We start from the raw sequence: 20,440 nt of genomic DNA, 5'->3' as shown, positions 1-20,440 counted from the left end.
TCCTGCAAGAGAAGATCAACGTTGCGTGATCGGCCCGAGGCCGCCAAGATGGCCGCATAAATGGGCAGCGGAGGAGGCGGTCTTGGAACAGACAACGGAAGCGGATGCGCAGGTCATCGTTAAGAAGCGGGGAGGGGCTGGCATCATTCGCCTCAACCGCCCGAAGGCGATCAACAGCCTGACGTTGCCGATGGTGCGCGACCTGTTTCAGGCGCTTCAGCGTTTCGAGGAGGATCCGGATGTTTCCTGTGTGGTGTTGAGCGGGGAAGGCGACAGGGGGCTCTGCGCCGGTGGCGATGTCCGTATCATTCACGATCTCGGTAAGGCGGGCGACCCGCAGGTGCTTGATTTCTGGCGGGAAGAATTTCCGCTCAACTATCGCATCGCCCGCTTCGGCAAGCCCTACATTGCCCTGATGGACGGTATCGTCATGGGCGGCGGTGTCGGCATTTCAGCCCATGGCAGCCACCGCATCGTCACCGAACGCACAAAACTCGCCATGCCGGAAACCGGCATCGGTTACTTTCCTGACGTCGGCGGCTCCTGGCTGCTGCCACGAGCGCCGGGCGAATGCGGCACCTGGCTGGGGCTGACGGGCAACGCCGTTACTGCCGCCGACGCCGTCTATGCCGGCTTTGCCGATCATATTGTTCCTTCGGACCGTCTCGACGGTCTGGTCCAAGACCTGTCGAAGGCCGCGGATATGGACAGCATCGAGACGGCGATCACGGCGCAGGCAGTTGAGGCCGATGAAGGCGTTTTATCCATAAATCGGGATATCATCGACGCGACATTCCGTTTCGACACGGTTGAGGAGATTTTCGCCGCGCTTTCGGCGCGACAGGATGCGTTTTCGCGCGAGACCCTAGAGGTCCTGCAAAAGCGCTCTCCCACCAGTCTGAAACTGACCCTGAAGCTGCTGCGCCTCGGCCGCGAAAGCGCGAGCCTCATCGAATGCCTGGAGCGGGAATTTGCCGCCGGTACGGAGATATTGCGCCAGCACGATTTTTACGAGGGAGTGCGTGCGGCTCTGGTCGACAAGGACCGCAATCCCCGCTGGCAGCCGGCACGGCTGGAAGAGGTGCGGAAGGATGACCTTGCGCCCTATTTTGCCGGGCATTCCGGCAATCTGTTTCCCGATCATCGCCTTTAGGATGGCGCAAAAGAAATCCGGCTTCTTGCCGTATATGAAATCATCCCCTTTGGAAGCGGTTCTCTTTGGGCGAAATTTCCAATCCGCGTGCCTGTAAAGCACGTCTGTTTCTCGCAGCTGTTGCCGTCGCCCGCTATGTTGAGCACCATTCGAATTGCCGGGGGTATTCATGAAACGTCTTCTCATTATCGGTACTGCTGTTGCCGCTCTTTTTGCAGGTGCGGCGCAGGCGCAGTCTCCGACCACCATCCTCAACGCATCCTACGATGTCGCCCGCGAAGTTTTTGCGGCCGAGAACGAGGCGTTCATCAAGCAGCATCCGGGCGTAACCGTCGACCAGTCGCATGCCGGCACCTCCAAGCAGGCGCGCGCCATTGTCGAGGGTCTTGAAGCCGATGTTGTCACCTTCAACCAGGTGACCGATGTCGATTTTCTGGTGAAGCAGGGCTTTGTTTCGGCCGATTGGAAGAAGGATTTTGCAAACGACGCATCGCCGTTCTATTCCTTCCCGTCCTTCCTCGTGCGCGCCGGCAATCCCAAGGGTATCAAGGACTGGGACGATCTCGCCCGTGACGATGTGAAGATCGTTTTCCCCAATCCCAAGACCTCGGGTAACGCCCGTTACACCTATCTCGCCGCTACGGCTTACGCCAAGGAGAAGTTCAACGGCGACGAGAAGAAGGTCCAGGAATTCGTCAAGAAAATCTTCGACAATACGCCTGTTTTCGACACCGGAGGCCGCGCCGCCACCACCACTTTCGTGGAACGCGAAATCGGTGACGTGCTGATCACCTTCGAAGCCGAGACCCGCGGCATCGCCAAGCAATATGGCGCCGACAAGGTGGAAGGCGTTGTGCCCTCCGTCAGCCTGCTCGCCGAATTCCCGGTGGCCGTGGTGGATAAGGTGGTCGACAAGCGCGGCTCGCGTGATCTGGCGAAGAGCTATCTCGACTTCCTCTATACCGAGGAAGGCCAGCGCATCGCCGCTGAATTCGGCCACCGCGTTCACAATGAAAAGGTCGTTGGCGAATTCAAGGATAAGTTCCCCGCCATTCGCCTCGTCAATGTCGATGACGTCTTCGGCGGCTGGGACAAAATCCAGAAAGAGCATTTTGCATCCGGCGCGACGCTTGATACGCTTTACGGCAGCCGTTAATCACAACGACAAAGAACAGATAAAGGACCCGGCGGGAAACTGCCGGGTCGCTTTTTGATTGATGGGGGCGGGTTTGAAACGGAATGTTCTGCCGGGGCTTAAATTGTCCCTCGGCGTTACCCTGACTTATGTCGCCATCATCGTGCTTCTGCCGCTCTCGGCGCTGGTGTTCAAGGCGGCAAGCCTTGGCCCTGCCGAATATTGGTCGATCATCTCTTCGCCGCGCGCCGTCGCCAGTTATCGTGTTACCGTGCTCTGTGCGCTGGCCGCCACGCTGTTCAACGTCATTTTCGGGGTGGCGCTTGCCTGGGTGCTGACACGTTACCGCTTTCCGGGCTGGCGCATCGTGGACGCCATCGTCGATCTGCCGTTTGCGCTTCCCACCGCCGTTGCCGGCATTGCGCTGACGACGCTTTTTGCGGGCAACGGCTGGTTCGGCTCGGTGCTTTCCCAGTTCGGCATCAAGGTGGCCTATACGCCGCTTGGCATCATGGTGGCGATGGCCTTCACCAGCCTGCCCTTCATCGTGCGCACCGTGCAGCCGGTGCTGGAAGACCTTGATCCGGCGCTGGAAGAGGCGGCGCAATCGCTCGGCGGTTCCGATCTCGAGATTTTCCGCAAGATCATCCTGCCGCTCCTGACGCCGGCGTTGCTCGCCGGTCTGTCGCTGTCCTTCGCCCGCAGCCTCGGCGAATTCGGGGCGATCATCTTCATCGCCGGCAACCAGCCGTTTTCGACGGAGATCACCGCGCTGCTGATCTTCATCCGGCTGGAGGAATATGATTATCAGGCGGCCGCCGCCATCGCCTCCGTGCTGCTCATCACCGCCTTCGTGATGCTGGCGGTGACCAATTACCTGCAGGCGCGTGCGCTTCGTTACACGGTGAGGGGCTGAAACATGAGCGCCGTTTCTTCACATCGCAAGCCGCCGCGTGTTGGTGATGCGCCTCTTGTTCGCCGCAGCCTGATCGCCTTCGTGCTCGTCATAGGCGCCCTGCTGGTCGTCGCACCGCTTGTCATCATCGGCGTCGAGGCCTTTTCGCAGGGCTGGAAGGTCTATTCCGCCACCATCACCCATCCCGATACCCGCCACGCCATCATGCTGACGGTATTGACGGCGCTGATCGCCGTGCCTGTTAATACCGCCTTTGGGGTCGCGGCCGCATGGGCGATCACCAAGTTCGATTTCCCGGGCCGGCGCTTCCTGCTGGTGCTGATCGAAATACCCTTTTCCATTTCACCGATCGTCGCCGGCGTCGCCTATCTCTTCGTTTACGGCCTTCAGGGGTTGTTCGGCCCGTTCCTCGATGCGCATGACATCAAGATACTCTTTGCGCTACCCGGCATCGTCATCGCCTCGATGTTCGTGACCGCGCCTTTCGTGGCGCGCGAACTGATCCCGCTGATGCAGGCGCAGGGCCGTGATCTTGAGGAGGCGGCGACCTCGCTTGGCGCATCCGGCTGGCGCACCTTCTTTTCGGTGACCTTGCCGAATATCAAATGGGCGCTGCTTTATGGCGTCGTGCTGTGCAACGCCCGCGTGATGGGTGAATTCGGCGCGGTATCGGTCGTATCGGGCAATATTCGCGGCCAGACCAATACGCTGCCGCTGCATATCGAGCTGCTTTACCACGACTATCAGACGGCCGGCGCCTTCGCGTCAGCCTCCATCCTTGCCTTGCTCGCCGTCGTCACCATCATCGCCAAGGTGGCGCTGGAACGACGCGGCGCCGGGCGCGGGGCCAAGAAGACCAACGGCGACGTCGCCATCGCCACGGAGACCTGATTCCCATGAAAATCCGCCTCGAAAATGTGGTGAAGACCTTCGATACCTTCCGCGCCGTGCGCGATGTTTCGCTGGATATCGAAAGCGGCGAGCTTCTGGCGCTGCTCGGTCCCTCAGGCTCCGGCAAGACGACGATTTTGCGCATGGTCGCCGGTCTCGAATATAGCGATGGCGGCCGTATCTTTTTCGGCGACGAGGACGCCACCAATATTCCGGTGCGTGACCGCGGCGTCGGTTTTGTGTTCCAGCATTATGCGCTTTTCCCGCATATGACTCTGCATCAAAACATCGCTTTCGGCATGAAGGTCTCGAAGGTGAAGCGGGACAAGGCGGCGATCGACGCCCGCGTCGGGGAGCTTTTGCGGCTGGTGAAGCTTGATGGTCTGGGCGACCGTTTCCCGGCGCAGATTTCCGGCGGGCAGCGGCAGCGCGTGGCGCTGGCGCGTGCGCTTTCGGTCGATCCAAAGGTACTTCTGCTCGATGAGCCTTTCGGGGCGCTGGACGCCAATGTGCGCCGCGATCTTCGCCGCTGGCTGCGCGAGATTCACGATTCGCTCGGCATCACCACGATTTTCGTGACACATGACCAGGAAGAGGCGCTCGATCTTGCCGATCGTGTCGTCATCCTCAATCAGGGCGAAATCGTACAGGAGGGCACGCCGAAGGAGGTCTGCCGCCAGCCGAACAGCGCCTTCGTCATGCGCTTTCTGGGTGATGCCAACCGGGTCTCCGGCGTGGCGCGCGGCGGCAAGGTCTATGTCGGTGACAATGAGCTGCCTTTCTCCTATGCGCAGGGCGATGGCGCCGTCGATATCTATGCCCGCCCCGGCGATCTCGAATGGGAAGATCTGCATGAGGGCATTCCGGCCTCGGTGGCGCGGGTTCTCGACCGGGCGGGTGAACGCCGGGTCATCGCCAGCACCGATGGCGGCGACATCCTGGAATTTGACGTGCCGCCGGAAAACGACGTCGCCGCCGGTGACCGCGGTTCCGTCATCATCCGCCGGGCGAAGATTTTCCCGGCGGCGTGAGCCGTTCTCAAACCAGAAGTTCGAAGGCGCTTTCTGCCACAAGCTTGCCATTGATCATCAGATCAACCCTGTGAAGGCCGGGATAGTGTTTGCGGGTGGTGAAATTACGTATGGCGCGGCTGATCGACAGCGCGCATGTCTCGCCGGGCTGAAGCTCGATTTCTTTCCACTTGAAGACCTTCGCCGATGCATCGCCGCTCTTCTTCACGTAGTGCACGGCGTAGTCGATCACCAGTTTCTGCGAGCGTTTCGCCGTCGAGGTGAAAGAGGCTGAAATCCGCACAGGGTTGCCGAGAGCCACCTTGTCCGGCGTAACCTGAAATGCCGCAAGGGAAATTTCCGCTTCCTCATGCGCGCCAAGATGGGCAAGAGCGGCTGCATCTCCCTTCTTGATCAAGGTGCGCAGGGCCTGGCGTGTAATCCAGCGCGTATGCGGATTTTCCTTCGGCCATGCATCGATGAGCGCCAGCACGAAAGCGGGATTGTCCTTGGTGATGTCGTTCAGATGATTGGCGACGGATTTGCGCACATAAAGCGCCTCATCGGCTTTCATGGCCTCGAGGATACCAGTGACCGGGGATGGATCGTCGATCAGGGGTTTGAGCTGGAACGACCATGGCAGGCGCGGCCGGCAGCCCTCGCTCGCCAGCCGCCGCACATGCTCATTCTCGTGCCGTGACCACGTTTCCATCACGGCAAGGGTGCGGGCCATATCCTTCTGCAGGAAATGACGGATGGCGAATTCCGAGGAGCCGAAACGGGTGAAATAATGCAGCGCTTCCATGGAAAGGTCGAAATCATCGAGGCCGTAAAGCGCCACATATTCCGGCAGCGAAATGGAGGCGAAGCCGTTGCCGATACCCGGCGCTGCGGCGGTCAGGATTTCGATGTTGCGGGCATAGTCGCCGGGAAGCGTCGCATGCAGGCTTGTCGCCACCTGCCGCATACGCTGCATGATCCCCAAGGCCTCGAGGTTTTCGGTGGCGAGCGCCATGAAGGCTGAGATGTCAAACTGCGGATGGACGGCCCTGGTCTGATCGGCGATGTGCCGCAGTTTCTCTTGGTTGAAGATTTCCTTCAGTGCCGGTGCCGCCTTGTCGCCCATATCGCCCTCAAAGTTCACTTTTTGTTCTTTTACGGCAGGATGAGACTGGAGGCAAGATAGTGCTGAGCAACTTTCAGGGAGTGACAATGGATCGAGTGATTGCGGCTTCGCCTTCTCCCCGTCGGGAGAAGGTCGCGGCAGCGGGATGAGGGGGTGCGCGCAGAGATATGCGGAGAGCTTGCCCCCCCCCTCATCTGACCCTTCGGGCCATCTTCTCCCCGGCGGGGAGAAGAAATTTCGGAAAACTCAGCTCATCTGGCTGACGAACTTGGTCTCCAGATAGGCCTGAACCGCTTCCGAGCCGCCTTCCGTACCGTAACCGGAATCCTTGATGCCGCCGAAGGGGACTTCCGGAAGCGCAAGGCCGTTATGGTTGATGGTCAGCATGCCGGCTTCAACCTGCTGGCCAAGTGCATGCGCGGTCTTGACCGAACCGGTGAAGGCGTAGGATGCAAGGCCAAATGGCAGGCGGTTAGCCTCGGTGATGGCGTCATCGAAGCTCGAGAAGCGGTTGATGATCGCGACCGGGCCGAAGGGCTCGTCATTCATGATCTTGGCTGACGTCGGCACATTGGCGAGAACCGTCGGCTCGAAGAAATTGCCCTTGTTGCCGATGCGGCGTCCGCCGGTCTTCAATTCTGCGCCATGGGAAACGGCGTCGTTGATGAGGCCTTCCAGTGCCGGAATGCGGCGCTCATTGGCGAGCGGGCCCATGATGACCCCATCTTCGAGACCATTGCCGACCTTGATGGCCTTTGTCGCTTCCACGAAACCTTCAAGGAAGCGATCGGCTACGCCGTCCTGCACGAGGAAGCGGGTGGGGGCGACGCAGACCTGACCGGCATTGCGGAACTTGGCAAGCGAGGTCACTTCGATCGCCTTGTCGATATCGGCATCGTTAAAGATCATGACAGGCGCGTGGCCGCCCAGTTCCATCGTGGCGCGCTTCATGTGCTTGCCCGCAAGTGCGGCCAGATGTTTTCCGATGGGCGTGGAGCCGGTGAAGGATATCTTGCGGATGACCGGATGCGGGATCAGATATTCCGAAATCTCGGATGGAACACCGTAAACGAGGCCGATGACGCCGGCCGGTACGCCCGCATCCACGAAGGCGCGGATGAGTTCGGCCGGCGATGCCGGTGTTTCCTCGGGCGCCTTGACAATGATGGAGCAGCCGGTGGCGAGCGCTGCGGAAAGCTTGCGGACGATCTGGTTGATCGGGAAGTTCCACGGCGTGAACGCCGCCACAGGGCCGACCGGCAGCTTGATGGCAAGCTGCGAAACACCGCTCGCGCGGGCCGGGATGACCTGGCCGTAGGTGCGGCGCGCTTCTTCGGCGAACCAGTCGATGGTGTCGGCGGCGCCCATGATTTCGGTGCCCGACTGCGCCAGCGGCTTACCCTGCTCGCGCGTCATGATATAGGCGATCTTGTCCTTGCGCTCGCGCAGAATGTCGGCAGCCTTGCGCATGATCTTCGAGCGCTCGTAGGGGGAGGTGTCGCGCCACAGCTTGAAACCGCGCTCAGCGGCGGCAAGCGCCAGATCGAGGTCTTCCTTCTCGGCGTGCGCAATCGCACCGATGATCTCGTCGGTCGCCGGATCGGACACGGCGATCGTCTTGCCGGAAACGGCGTCTCGCCATTCGCCATCAATGAGAAGTTTGATGTCGGGATAGGTGTGCATAGGGGCTACCTTCATGATGCGGCCGATACGGCGGAAGCCGTCCGGCCCGGAGACGTGAACAGAATTGTCCTGGCCGGACGAACCGGCATCGCGGCTTTCGCTGCGCGGAACATGTGTCTGGATATTTCCGACAAGAGGCTTCTGGAATTGCCGGAAACGGAAACGACAGCCTTTATATTAAGTTGCGGGCGGTATGTTTCAACCGTGTGCTCCGGCAATCGTCATGATTTTTCTGTGACGCGGGATTTGTCATTCGTCATTTCAATCCGGCGTGGAGATGGGGCGTCGCATGCCCGGCCGCCTCAAGCGAATCAGATGAACCTGTGCGACGGCGAAGAGTCTCTCGCCACAATTCGGCCTTTGTCGCACCTGACGAATTATCTCGAGGGGTCTCAGGGGCTTGTCGCCTGCGTCATAACAGGGCGTCGAGTGTAAAAAAATACAATAAGACGGAAAAATTATCCAAAGGGTTTACTCAAAACCTAGAGAAAATACGGATAAAATCTCAGTGAGGATATAACATCAGTTCCTGATATATATTGCTAACGTCGGTTCCTTTGACCTTCAAAGGTTGGCGAAAACCCTCGACCTGAACGTTATCGATGGAGAAAAAGTATGAGTTTCGCCCGGGTAGTTCTCAGTGCGTTCTTGTCGCTTGCGTGGCTTTCCTGTGCCGAAGCCGGGGAAATTGCCAAACCGCAAGGAAAGCCGATATTAACCATATCCGGAAACGTCAGTAATACGAATGCCGATGGCGCCGCGGTATTTGATCGTGACATGCTGGAAGCGCTCGGCATGGAGACGGTGGAGACGACGACGCCCTGGCATGACGGCCGCGTCCGTTTCGATGGTGTCTCGCTGGCGAAATTGATGGATGTCGTCGGAGCAAAGGGCACCAGCGTCACCGCGGTCGCTCTCAACGATTATGTCAGCACGATACCTATTGAAGATTTTAAGAAATTTAACGTTATCCTGGCGATCAAGCTGGATGGCAATTACATGACAGTTCGCGAAAAAGGCCCGTTGTTCGTCATCTATCCCTATGACAGCGACCCGGAGCTGCAGAAGCAGACCTATTATTCGCGGTCCGCATGGCAAGTTGCCAAACTGATAGTGGAATAAAGGTGCCGTTTGCGAAAACTTGTGGCGGTGATCATCTGTTGCTTCGTTCTGGCAACGGGCTATATCGCTTTCGTCATTGCCGAGCGGCAGACCGCTCTGCAGAAATTCGCCCGCTACAATGATTCCTGGGCCGTAAGCCAGACCGTAGCCGAATATCTGCGCCTCCAGAACAAGCTGGCCGTCTTTGCGCTCAATCCCGGCAAGATCGACCGGGACGAGTTGCAGCTGCGTCTGGACATCATGCTGAGCCGCCTTGAGCTTCTGAAGCAGGGCAATCTGGGCGCTTTCATCGACGAAAAGCAGCAGTGGCGGGATCTTGTGACCCGTCTTGATGCCGTTTTGGCCCGTCTGGAGCAGCAGGTGAACAACCTTAATCCGGCCGATGTGCCGGATCTGCTTTCGGCAATGAGCGCGCTTGACGCACCGATGACGACGCTGGCCTCGTCTTCCGTCGCTTATGACGTCAATCTCATCGATACGGCCCATGAGGATGTGCGAAAGCTGCATATCGTTTACACCGCGCTGGCGGGCGGCCTCATCCTGTGCGGTATAGCACTTGTCATATTGCTGCTTCGCCAGAACGATCTCCTGAACCGGGCGCAGAAAAGCATGCGCGGCCTGACGGACGATCTGCGTGCCGCCACGCTGGAATTGCAGGCGAAGAATGTCCGGCTCGAGCATGATGCCTATCACGATGCGCTGACGGGCCTGCCGAACCGTGCGTTGTTCCGGCAGGAATTGATCGAGAGGTTGCGCCGATCCTTCGGCGGTACGGGAACGACGGCCATCCTTCTCCTCGATCTCGACGGGTTCAAGGACGTGAACGACACGCTCGGCCACGATGCGGGCGATGCGCTGCTTCAGGCCGTGGCGCAGCGCCTTTCGGCCATTGGCGGCGATTATGACATGGTCTGCCGTCTGGGCGGCGACGAGTTCGCCGTCGTCTCCGACGATCTGAACGAAGATGCCGCCCGCCGCCTTGCCACCAAGCTCATCGACCAGATCAGCCGCACTTACCAGCTGGGTGAGCAGGAGGTCAAAATCGGCACCTGCATCGGCATCGCCATATCGCACGGCGCCGTCGATGCCGATGAATTGTTCAAGCGTGCCGACTTGGCGCTTTATGAGGCCAAGGCTATCGGTCCCGGCCGGGCGAGCGTTTTCAAGGTCCGCATGCAGAAACAGCTGACCGAGAAGAAATCCTTCGAGGCCGATCTGCAGACCGCGCTGCAGAACGACGAGATGGAAGTCTATTACCAGCCGCAGGTGGCGACGCAGACCCGCAAGCTCTGCGGCTTCGAGGCGCTGCTGCGCTGGAAACATCCGGTGCGGGGCGATGTGCCGCCCAGCGTGTTCATTCCCGTGGCGGAAAGAACCGGTCTTATCCATTCGCTCGGAAAATGGGTGATGGAGACCGCCTGCCGCGAGGCGATGGGCTGGGACGAGGACATGAAGGTGGCGGTCAATCTGTCGCCGGTTCAGTTCCACAGCACGAACCTCATCCAGAACGTCATGGGCGCGCTTGAGAAAAGCGGGCTGGAGCCAAGCCGGCTCGAGCTTGAAATCACCGAATCGATCCTGCTCAACAAAAGCGACCAGACGATCAACACGCTGTCGCGGCTGAAGGCCGTCGGCATCAAGATCGCGATGGATGATTTCGGCACCGGCTATTCATCGCTCGCCAATCTGCGCGGCGTACCCTTCGACAAGATCAAGATCGACCGCTCGTTCCTGCGCGATATCACCAGCGATCGCGATGCGCTGGCGATCGTGGAATTTGTGGTGGGTGTCGGTCGCAGTCTGCGGATGACGACGATTGCCGAAGGTATCGAGACGGAAGAGCAATATGAATGCGTCAGGCGTTTGGGTTGCGACCAGGTTCAGGGATATCTGATCAGCAGGCCATTGCCGGCCAAGGAGCTTGTAGCCTGGAGTTCCGTCTGAGACACGTCTGTTGTGACGGCGGCCGTATCTTGAATTTTTACCAAGTCATATTGTTGCTTGCGAAAACCGATACCGGTTGCCGCAACGATGCTGTAGAGCATTCCCGGTCGATATGTGATCATTCTGACAAAGCGGCCGGGTTTTGCGAAAAGGCTTGAGACATGGAAATACTGGACGTGCATGGAGTTGCCCTGCCTCTTTCTTCCAACGAGGTGTCGCCCGTCATCTGGCAGGCGCTGACCGACGGCAGCTACGAGGCGAAAGAGGCCCGCAGCGTCCTGAAAGCCATCAAGCCCGGCGATCGTGTGCTGGAGCTGGGATCCGGTATCGGCATCATCACGTCGATCATTGCCGGCATTGAGGATGTTTCCGTCTGGGCTTTCGAGGCCAACCCCTCCACGGCGGCGCTGGCAGAGCGGGTAATCAAGGCCAATTGCCGCGGCAATGTCGTGTTTTCGCAGGGACTTCTTACCGCCGACGAGCCGAGCTCCTATCCTTTTTACGTCCGCAGGGATCTCTGGATGTCGTCCATGGACGAAAACCAGGGCCCCTATGAAAAGCGCATCGAAATCTCCTCCGCCAACATCGATGAATTTATCGCCAGCCGGGGCATTACCGCGCTTGTCATGGATATCGAGGGCGCAGAACGCGACCTGCTCGGCAGGGCCGATCTGACCGGCGTGGAGCGGATATTCGTGGAGCTGCATGACCATCTTTACGGTCTCGCCGGGGTTCGCGATATCATGCAGGCGCTGACCGCCAAGGGATATGCCTATGATCCGCGAGGTTCACGCGGGCCCTGCGTCCTGTTCTCAAAGGACGAGAGCCCGAGAGAATACGATCCCGAGGTGGACTGAGGCCGAGGGTCGCGTCGAATTCAAGGAACCGTCCGCCTGTCATCTCGTTCTTACCCGTGCATGAGGGCGTGGAGCGGGTGGACGCGTGTGCCGGAATGGTATGCGGTTCGAAAAGATAATTTCATAAACAGCAATTCATTCTCAATTATTGTTGCAATTGTCGCAACCGTTATCCTGCGTCATCATCCCTCCATCAAACCGGCGCACAACAGGCTGCACCGGAGATGCCAACGCAACCGAAGGAGAAACGATCATGGGCTTTGTTAAGACGACAGACGGAACCGAAATCTTCTACAAGGACTGGGGCCCGAAGGACGCTCAGCCGATCATGTTCCACCATGGCTGGCCGCTCTCGTCCGATGACTGGGATGCGCAGATGCTGTTCTTCGTTTCCAAGGGTTTTCGCGTCGTCGCCCATGACCGCCGTGGCCATGGCCGTTCCGCCCAGGTTGCCGACGGTCACGATATGGACCACTACGCCGCCGACGCCTTTGCCGTCGTCGAAGCTCTCGATCTGAAGAACGCCGTCCATATAGGCCACTCCACCGGCGGCGGCGAAGTCGCCCGTTATGTCGCCAAACATGGCGAACCCGCTGGTCGCGTTGCCAAGGCCGTCCTCGTTTCCGCGGTGCCGCCGCTGATGCTGAAGACCGAGGCCAATCCGGAAGGCCTGCCGATGGAGGTTTTTGACGGCTTCCGCTCGTCGCTTGCCGCAAACCGTGCGCAGTTCTTCCGCGATGTACCGGCCGGCCCGTTCTACGGCTTCAACCGCGATGGCGCGACTGTTCATGAAGGCGTTATCCAGAACTGGTGGCGGCAGGGCATGATGGGCGGCGCAAAGGCCCATTACGATGGCATCAAGGCATTTTCGGAAACCGACCAGACGGAAGACCTGAAGAATATCAGCGTTCCGACGCTGGTTCTGCATGGTGAAGACGACCAGATCGTGCCGATTGCGGACTCTGCCCTGAAATCGGTGAAGCTGTTGAAAAACGGTACGCTGAAGACCTATCCCGGCTTCTCGCACGGTATGCTCACCGTCAATGCCGATGTGCTGAATGCCGATCTTCTGGCCTTCATCAAGGGCTGATCCTTCTGCAAAATCATAATGCGGCCGACCATTCGGCCGCATTTTGCGTTTCGCATCAGGCTATGTGGCCTCGCCAGGCATTGCGGTAAGAAGCGAGACCGGGAATGTCGTGTGGCGTGAAACGGCGCTCGCGACCGGCAAGCGGCTTGATGCCGGTGAGCAGGGCCGCACCAGCGCTGGTGCCCGTGGACCCTTCGACCGCCGTTACTTCGGTCGCTGCAAAGCCGGTCAGCGCCTTCAGATAAAGGGTGTTGCTGGCGAAGGGGCCTTCTACAAGGATCGGACCTTTCCGCCCGATGAGCGAGAGGCTACATTCCGTCATCAGCGCCAGATAAAGCGACGTCGCTGCGTGCCGTTCCGCCGCTGTGGCATTTTCATCGCCGATCCAGTGCGCTGCCTTGTCCGGAAAGGGGCCGGAGCCGCTGACGACGCTCGGCAGCAGCATCATGCCCCTGTCAACCACACCGCCGAGAGCCGCGTCTATCGCTTCGTCTTCCGTTGTCCCGAATTGTTGCGCCAGCATTTCATATTCCCTGCCGCCCATGAAGCGGGACGAGGGAACGGGACGGCCGAGCGCATCGACATTCAGGAGTGTGTCACGGGTGGGATCGAGTGCACCCGCCGCGCCGCCGATGGCGAAATTTACCACCCAGGTGCCGGTGGAGACGACCGAAAAATCACCGTCGCGGCGCAGAAGATGCGGCAGGAGCGACGCGTTGGAATCGTGGATGCCACAATAGACCGGCATATGCGGGGAAAGACCGGTTTCCAGCGCCAGCGACGGGCGGATTGTTCCCAGCACATCGAAAGCGGAGCGGACCGGCGCCATCAATTGCTCGATGCCGAGACGCGCGACGAGCGAGGAGAAACTTTTCCGCCGCGGGCTCCAGAGATCCGTATGGCAGCCGAGCGAGGTCGTTTCCGTGGCCTGAACGCCGGTCAGCCGCCCCGCCCAATATTGCGCATAAGTGACGATGCTGCGCACTCTGGAGAAATCGTCCGGAAAGGCCGTTTTCTGGAAATGGATTTGTGCGCCGAGGTTCAGCCCGACGGGTAGCTGCGGCGAGCCGGTCTCGGCAAAATCGGGCCTAATGCCACGATAGGCTGCCTCAATGGCTGCGGGATAGCCGTGTTCATAATCGAGCACCGGCATGGCGAGATCGCCGTTTCCATCGAGAAGTGCTGCCGAAGCGCCATGGGTGGTGATGGAAATCGCATCGAAGCCGGGCTTCTGGCCGAACCGCTGAAGCGTGGAGAGAATGAAACGCCAAAGCATCTCCACATCGTAATGCGGATAAATTCCATCGCGAAGGACGGGGTTCGCCTGTTTCTCAGCGGCAATCTCCTCGCCGTTGCCGGTGTCGATGACGACGACCTTGGCATTGGTCTTGCCGATATCGATGACCGCGACGCGGCCCGGTTTGATGCTCTCGCTCATGGCAGGTGGAACACCGTCACCAGATCTTTTGCGACCGGCGAATTATCGGGATTGCTCTCCATGATATCGGCCATATGCGCCCACCATTTCTTCATCACGGGATGATCGGGCAGTGCCGCAATGCCGTGGTTCTTCGGGCGCGTCAGCACGCCGAAGAGGATGTTGGTTTCCGGGTCGAGATGAATGGAGTAATCGCTCACACCCGCATCATGCAGCAGCGCCACCAGTTCCGGCCATATCTCGTCATGGCGCTTTTTATATTCGGCCTCTTTTCCGGGAAAGAGTTTCATCTTGAAGGCGTGTTTTTCAAGTTCCGGCATGGCTCAGCCTCTCATGGCCCGAAGGCGGCGCACAACGATGGGGATGGCGATGGTGATGATCAAAAGCAGGCCGACGAAGATCGACATGACGATACCAGGCACATTGAGCAACCCAAGCCCAAAGGTGACGAGGCCCATGACGAAAGCCGCAATAACGACGCCCGCGATGGTGCCGGAGCCGCCGAGGATGGAAACGCCGCCCAGCACCACCATGGTCACCACCTCAAGCTCCCAGCCCTGAGCGATTGACGGGCGGGTGGAGCCGAGCCGCGAGGTAAGGCAGACGGCGGCGATGCCACTCATCAGGCCGGTCAAAAGGAACAGGATGAACTTCACCCGCTCGACCGGAATACCCGAAAAACGGGCGGCGAAGGGATTATTGCCGATCACATAGACCTGCCGGCCGAAATTGGTGGCGTGTAGCAGAATGGCGAAGATGACAGCCATTGCAAGGAACAGCACGAATTCGAAGGAGATGACGGAGAAGACGTAGCCCTGACCGAAATAGGCGAAATCCGCCGGATATTTGCCATAGGCCTGATCGCCCAGCACCATGTAGGAAATGCCGCGAAACAGGCTCATCGTGCCGATGGTGACGACGATGGATGGCAGTTTCAGTCCCGCAACGAGAAAGCCGTTGAAAGCCCCGCATAAAAGTCCGGTGCCGATGCCGATGGCGACGAGGCCGGGTGTGCCGACACCCATCTGAACTGCCGCACCCATGGCGGTGGAAGCGAGCGCGATGATGGCGGCGACGGAAAGATCGATTTCACCGGCGATGATGAGGAGCGCCATGGCGAAGGCGATGATCGCCTTTTCCGTGAAATTGAAGGTCGCATCCGACAGGTTCCAGGCATTGAGGAAATAGGGCGAGGCCAGCGAATTGGCGATGAAGATGAGGATCGCAACGCCAAGCAGCAGTACTTCCCAGCTGGCCATGATGCGGCGTAGCGGCGTGCCGAGCTTGTCTGGAATGATGCGCGGATTCTGCGCTGGTTGAGGCGTCGTGCTCATGCTGCGGCCTCCCTGGCCTGATCGCTTGCTGCGCGGTCACGCAGGATGATACGGCCTTTTCGAGCTTCGGCGCGGGCGTTGAAGACGACGGCGAGCACGATCACCACGCCGGAAATCGCCATCTGTGCGAAGGGTGAAATGCCGATGACGGGCAGGGCGTTCTTGATGACGCCGAGGAACAGCGCGCCGAGCACCGCACCCGCCACCGAGCCGATGCCGCCCGCAATCGAGATGCCGCCGATCACATTCGCCGCCACACTGTCCAGCTCGAAACCGGCGGCGATGTCGACATAGGCAACCGCGTAACGCGATACCCAGAGATAGCTGGCGAGGCCGGCAAGTGCGCCTGACAGCACGAAGGCGAAGAAGCGCGTGCGGCCGACATCGATGCCCGCATAGACAGCCGCACTCGGATTACCGCCCGACGCATAGGCCGAACGGCCGAAGGAGGTGCGGCTGAGCACCAGCCAGGCGCCGGCGATGATGAGAATGGCAACCCACGAAAGAACCGGCATGCCGAGGATCATGGTGCGCGGCACGTTGAGGAAGGTGGGGGAAAGCTGGTGGGCATTCACCCAGCCGCCGCCCGACAGCACGAAAGCCATGCCGCGATAGATCGTGAGCGTGCCGAGCGTGACGACGATGGGCGGAATGCCGAGCCACCAGACCAGCACGCCGTTAAGCGAACCGAGAAATGCGCCGATGCCGACCGCCATGACGATGAGAAGCGGCAACGGAATGCCCGGAAAGGCGGCATTGGTCATCGCCACAGCCATGCCGGTGAAGGCGAGATTGGCGGCAACCGAAAGATCGATGGATTTGGTGAGAATGACGGCCATCTGGCCAAGCGCCAGAATGATGAGGATGGAGGTATCGTTGAAGATGTTGACGAGATTGGCCGGTCGGCCGAAGCCGGGGGCGCGCAGCGCAAAACCGGCGATCATGATGACAATGATGCCCGCCAGCAGCCATTCGCGATTTTTGAGTAGACGTTGCATGGTTTTGCCCCCTCTCAGGCGTTGCCGGTGGCGGCGCGCACCAGCTTTTCCGGAGAAAAATCGGCGCGTTCGAACTGGCCCGCCATCAGGCCTTCGCGCATCACGATGGCGCGGTCGGACATGCCGAGGATTTCGGGAAGTTCGGATGAAATCATGATGATGGAGAGCCCTTCGGCCGCAAGCTCGCTGATGAAGCCGTGCACGGCGGCCTTGGAGCCGATATCGATGCCCTTGGTCGGTTCATCGAGAATGATGACCTTGGGCTGTGTAGCGAGCCATTTTCCAATCACCACCTTCTGCTGGTTGCCGCCCGAAAGCGTGCCGACGGGCACCGAGAGGGCGGCGGCGCGCAGATCGAGCCGCGAGGCATATTTGCGTGCCAGCGCGAATTCATTGGCGGCGGCCAGAAACCCCTTGCGCGAAGTGCGCGCAAGAGAGGGTAGCGACATGTTCTGGTAAATCGGCATTTCGAGCGCGAGACCGTGGCGGCCGCGCTCTTCAGGCACATAAACGATGCCGGCGCGGATCGCATCTTCCGGCGAGCGGATGGTGAGCGATTCGCCATTGAGTGTAATCTGTCCGCAGGCCGGGCGGGTAATGCCGAACAGCGACTGGCAGAGTTCGGAGCGGCCGGCGCCGATCAGCCCGTAAAGGCCGAGTATCTCGCCCTTGCGCAGCTCGAGCGAAATATCGCGGAACTCCGTCTGATGGGAATAATCGCGCACCGAAAGAACTGTCGGACCAAGGCTAACGGCCTGCTTGGGAAAGGCGTTCGTCACGTCGCGGCCTACCATCAGCCGCACGATCTCGTCCTGCGGTGTGGCCGCAAGATTGCCCGCGCCAACCATCCTGCCGTCCCGGAACACCGCGTAATTTTCGGCGATCTCATAGACTTCATCAAACTTGTGGCTGATGAAGAGGATCGCCTTGCCCTGCCGCTTCAGGTTTTCAACGATGCGGAAGAGATCGTCGATCTCCTTGCGGGAGAGGGCGGCCGTCGGTTCGTCCATGATGACGATGCGCGCCTCGACGGACAGCGCGCGGGCGATTGCCACGAGGTGGCGCTGGGCAATGGAAAGATCTTTCAACCGGATCGTCGGATCGATGGTGCTTTCGAGCTGTTCCAGCAGTACCTTTGCGCGGGCATTGATGGTCTTCCAGTCGATCAGGCCGAAACGGCCCTTTGGCGCATGACCGAGGAAGATGTTCTCCCCCACGGAAAGCTCATCGAACAGCACGGTTTCCTGGTGAATGGCGGTCACGCCGGCGTCGATGGCGTCCTGCGCGCTGTGAAAATGGACGGGCTGGCCGTCGAGAAGGATTTCTCCCTCGTTAGGACGGTAAATGCCGGTGAGGATTTTGACGAGCGTGGATTTTCCCGCACCGTTCTCGCCGATCAGCGCGGTGACCTTGCCGGGATAAAGCGCGATATCGACGCCATCCAGCGCTTTGACGCCGGGGAATATCTGGCTGATGCCGCGCATTTCGAGAATGGGCGTGGCGCTCGAAGCCTCTGTCATGTTGATGGTTTGGGGTTCAGCACGCATCATCAGGTATTACCGGTCATTTTGAGTGAAGTGATTGGGGCCATCCCCCTCTGCCCTGCCGGGCATCTCCCCCTCACGGGGGGAGATCGGCAAGCGGATAGCACCCTGCCTTATGGATCGAGCGGGTGCGGCATATCGATCTCCCCCCTTGAGGGGGAGATGCCCGGCAGGGCAGAGGGGGGCGCCCTCCGCACACTGCCGTCACTTCTCAGATCAGAAAATCTTCGAGAACTGATCGATGTTCTTGGCGTCGTAGATGAACGGATCAGCCATCGCCGCTTCGCTGTTTTCGCCAACCTTGATCTTGCCCATGCGACCGGCTTCGATTTCCGAGCCCGGCTTGCCGTCTGCTTCGCCCTTGACGAGGCGATAGGCGATCTGGGTGGCGGAATAACCGAGGTCGATCGGGTTCCAGATGGCGAATTCCTTGGTCGCGCCGGACTTGATGGCGCCGGCCATCTCTGAGGGTAGGCCAAGGCCCGTCACAAACACCTGACCGATCTTGCCCGCATCCTTCACGGCCTGCGAGGCGGCGAGAACGCCAACCGTCGTCGGCGCAACGATGACCTTCACATTCGGCTGCGAGGAGAGCAGGCCCTGTGCTTCGCGGTAGCTCTTGTCGGCGAGGTCGTCACCGTAAACTGTCGTGACGAGGTTGAGGCCTGGGAAATCCTTCAGCTGCTTTTTCATCTCGTCGATCCAGATATTCTGGTTCGTGGAGGTGGTGGTGGCCGAAAGAATGGCGAAATCGCCCTTGCCGCCTTCCAGATGCGATGCGGCAAGCTGCAGGCACATCTTGCCGATCAGTGCGTTGGACGAGGGGTTGAGCTGGAGAATGCGGCCCTCAGGCGCCACGCCGGAATCCCAGGAAATGACCTTGATGCCGCGCTGGGCAGCCTTTTTCAGCGCCGGAACGACAGCGTCAGGGTCGTTGGCGGAAATGGCGATGGCGTCGACACCCTGCGCGATCAGCGAATTGATGACTTCGATCTGGCCTTCGGCCGTGGTGCTGGTCGGACCCGTATAGATGATCTCGACGCCGCCGAGGTCCTTTGCGGCCTCCTGCGCGCCCTTGTTGGCGGCTTCGAAAAAGCCGTTGCCGAGTGATTTGACCACGAGTGCGATCTTCACATCGGCTGCCTGGGCAACGCCGCCCATTCCTGCGACGGAGAGCGCCGCGCTGAGCGCCAGAGCGCTCGTCAATGTTCTGCGTGTAAGTTTCATGTCCCTTTTCCTCCCGTTTTGAACCTTTTTCCTCCCTTCGGTGCTCCTCAGGCGACCGAAGAAGAATCCTCTTCATCCGGTGGGGCGGCTGTCTTGCCATCCCTCACCGCGCCGACGACCAGCAATTCGACGCCGGCGTCTTCCACCATCCTCGCCGCCTCATCGGAAATCCCGTCATCGGTAATGATGGTCGAGACATTTTCGAGCGGGCATAAAATCAGGCTGGATCGTTTTCTGAATTTCGAAGAATCGACCATCACGATCAGCTCTTCCGCCTGTCGCATCAGCTTCTGCTCGCTCTGGATAACCAGCGCGTCTGACTCCATGATGCCGAGAGCGCCTACGCCCTGCGCACCGAGAAAAATCCGCCGTGCATAAAAATTGCGGATCGCATCGTTCTCGAAAGGCGACAGGATAAGGCTCTGGTCGCGATAAATCGCGCCGCCCGGCACGCTGACATTGCATTTGGAATGTTTGACAAGATGCTCGGCGATGGCAAAAGAATTGGTCATGACCTGCAGGCGGCGCGCCGCCATGTAATGCACCATCTGGAATGTGGTGGTGCCGCCATTCAGAATGATCGCATCGCCATCGTGGCACAGATCGACCGCTTTGCGCGCAATTGCGCGTTTCTTATCGATATTGACCGATTCGGACACACGGAATGGCCTTGCGGCCAGATTGCCGAGCTGCGGCGGATGCACCGCTTCCGCCCCGCCGCGCACGCGGCGCAACTTGCCCTGAACATGGAGCGACGCGATATCCCTGCGGATCGTCGCTTCCGACGCATCCGTCAGTTCGGCAATATCCTGCACCGTCACAACAGCTTTTTCCTGCGTGGCGCTCAAGATGATGCGATGGCGTTCGCGTTCGTGCATGGGGTCCTCCTGATTGTGATTATTCGCAATCTCTTTACGTTGTCAATCAAGAACGATCAAATTAATCAATATCGCGCTGCAACATGAAAATTTA

General features: G+C 59.5%; 18 protein-coding genes. 9 read left to right on the top strand and 9 right to left on the bottom strand.

Features of this window, described 5'->3' with window-relative positions:
* Positions 1-82 precede the first annotated feature (82 nt).
* From WDZ78_RS01815 to WDZ78_RS01795, 5 genes are all read left to right on the top strand, one after another.
* Positions 83-1,153 (top strand): enoyl-CoA hydratase/isomerase family protein, encoded by a 1,071-nt coding sequence (locus WDZ78_RS01815; protein ID WP_425672156.1) that lies wholly within the window; start codon positions 83-85, stop codon positions 1,151-1,153.
* Between the two features lie 169 nt (positions 1,154-1,322).
* On the top strand, positions 1,323-2,309 hold the full coding sequence (gene cysP / locus WDZ78_RS01810; protein ID WP_020012073.1) for a thiosulfate ABC transporter substrate-binding protein CysP: 987 nt from the start codon (positions 1,323-1,325) through the stop codon (positions 2,307-2,309).
* Positions 2,310-2,370: 61 nt separating this feature from the next.
* Complete coding sequence (cysT, locus tag WDZ78_RS01805) at positions 2,371-3,204, top strand: sulfate ABC transporter permease subunit CysT (RefSeq protein WP_020012072.1); 834 nt, start codon at positions 2,371-2,373, stop codon at positions 3,202-3,204.
* A gap of 3 nt (positions 3,205-3,207) precedes the next feature.
* The gene (gene cysW, locus WDZ78_RS01800; protein ID WP_425672155.1) at positions 3,208-4,095 is read left to right on the top strand and encodes a sulfate ABC transporter permease subunit CysW; all 888 of its coding nucleotides are present in this window, start codon (positions 3,208-3,210) and stop codon (positions 4,093-4,095) included.
* A 5-nt stretch (positions 4,096-4,100) separates the two neighbouring features.
* Positions 4,101-5,126 carry a sulfate/molybdate ABC transporter ATP-binding protein gene (locus WDZ78_RS01795; RefSeq protein ID WP_265612511.1) on the top strand — a complete coding sequence of 342 codons (1,026 nt, stop codon included), beginning with the start codon at positions 4,101-4,103 and terminating at the stop codon, positions 5,124-5,126.
* A gap of 7 nt (positions 5,127-5,133) precedes the next feature.
* On the opposite strand, the gene WDZ78_RS01790 is transcribed toward WDZ78_RS01795, so the two are convergent.
* Positions 5,134-6,231: a DNA alkylation repair protein gene (locus tag WDZ78_RS01790; RefSeq protein ID WP_425672391.1), complete on the bottom strand. Its 1,098-nt coding sequence runs from the start codon at positions 6,229-6,231 to the stop codon at positions 5,134-5,136.
* Between the two features lie 246 nt (positions 6,232-6,477).
* On the bottom strand, positions 6,478-7,914 hold the full coding sequence (locus tag WDZ78_RS01785) for an NAD-dependent succinate-semialdehyde dehydrogenase (protein ID WP_425672390.1): 1,437 nt from the start codon (positions 7,912-7,914) through the stop codon (positions 6,478-6,480).
* Positions 7,915-8,529: 615 nt separating this feature from the next.
* Here WDZ78_RS01785 and WDZ78_RS01780 point away from each other — a divergent pair.
* From WDZ78_RS01780 to WDZ78_RS01765, 4 genes are all read left to right on the top strand, one after another.
* Positions 8,530-9,036: a molybdopterin-dependent oxidoreductase gene (locus WDZ78_RS01780; RefSeq protein WP_425672154.1), complete on the top strand. Its 507-nt coding sequence runs from the start codon at positions 8,530-8,532 to the stop codon at positions 9,034-9,036.
* Between the two features lie 21 nt (positions 9,037-9,057).
* Entirely contained in the window at positions 9,058-10,980 is a 1,923-nt protein-coding gene (locus tag WDZ78_RS01775) for a putative bifunctional diguanylate cyclase/phosphodiesterase (RefSeq protein WP_020012066.1), read from the top strand.
* A 161-nt stretch (positions 10,981-11,141) separates the two neighbouring features.
* A complete protein-coding gene (locus WDZ78_RS01770) occupies positions 11,142-11,837 on the top strand; it encodes an FkbM family methyltransferase (protein ID WP_425672153.1) in 696 nt (231 codons plus the stop codon).
* A gap of 253 nt (positions 11,838-12,090) precedes the next feature.
* Entirely contained in the window at positions 12,091-12,927 is an 837-nt protein-coding gene (locus WDZ78_RS01765; protein WP_003522568.1) for an alpha/beta fold hydrolase, read from the top strand.
* A 55-nt stretch (positions 12,928-12,982) separates the two neighbouring features.
* On the opposite strand, the gene WDZ78_RS01760 is transcribed toward WDZ78_RS01765, so the two are convergent.
* The 7 genes from WDZ78_RS01760 to WDZ78_RS01730 form a co-directional block, all read right to left on the bottom strand.
* Positions 12,983-14,365 (bottom strand): FGGY-family carbohydrate kinase, encoded by a 1,383-nt coding sequence (locus WDZ78_RS01760; RefSeq protein ID WP_425672152.1) that lies wholly within the window; start codon positions 14,363-14,365, stop codon positions 12,983-12,985.
* Positions 14,362-14,685 carry an L-rhamnose mutarotase gene (gene rhaM, locus WDZ78_RS01755; RefSeq protein ID WP_425672151.1) on the bottom strand — a complete coding sequence of 108 codons (324 nt, stop codon included), beginning with the start codon at positions 14,683-14,685 and terminating at the stop codon, positions 14,362-14,364. Before rhaM ends, WDZ78_RS01760 begins: the two co-directional genes overlap by 4 nt.
* A gap of 3 nt (positions 14,686-14,688) precedes the next feature.
* The gene (locus WDZ78_RS01750) at positions 14,689-15,699 is read right to left on the bottom strand and encodes an ABC transporter permease (protein WP_425672150.1); all 1,011 of its coding nucleotides are present in this window, start codon (positions 15,697-15,699) and stop codon (positions 14,689-14,691) included.
* Entirely contained in the window at positions 15,696-16,697 is a 1,002-nt protein-coding gene (locus WDZ78_RS01745; RefSeq protein ID WP_425672149.1) for an ABC transporter permease, read from the bottom strand. The genes WDZ78_RS01750 and WDZ78_RS01745 overlap by 4 nt, the downstream gene beginning before the upstream one ends.
* A 14-nt stretch (positions 16,698-16,711) precedes the next feature.
* Positions 16,712-18,247 (bottom strand): sugar ABC transporter ATP-binding protein, encoded by a 1,536-nt coding sequence (locus WDZ78_RS01740; protein ID WP_425672148.1) that lies wholly within the window; start codon positions 18,245-18,247, stop codon positions 16,712-16,714.
* A gap of 210 nt (positions 18,248-18,457) precedes the next feature.
* Complete coding sequence (gene rhaS / locus WDZ78_RS01735) at positions 18,458-19,468, bottom strand: rhamnose ABC transporter substrate-binding protein (RefSeq protein WP_425672147.1); 1,011 nt, start codon at positions 19,466-19,468, stop codon at positions 18,458-18,460.
* 47 nt (positions 19,469-19,515) lie between these two features.
* Positions 19,516-20,346 carry a DeoR/GlpR family DNA-binding transcription regulator gene (locus tag WDZ78_RS01730; RefSeq protein ID WP_035262536.1) on the bottom strand — a complete coding sequence of 277 codons (831 nt, stop codon included), beginning with the start codon at positions 20,344-20,346 and terminating at the stop codon, positions 19,516-19,518.
* Positions 20,347-20,440: the final 94 nt, after the last annotated feature.

Source organism: Agrobacterium sp. M50-1, from assembly GCF_049843495.1.
GTDB classification, from domain to species: Bacteria; Pseudomonadota; Alphaproteobacteria; order Rhizobiales; family Rhizobiaceae; genus Agrobacterium; species Agrobacterium radiobacter.
This window is presented reverse-complemented; position numbering and strand designations above follow the sequence as displayed.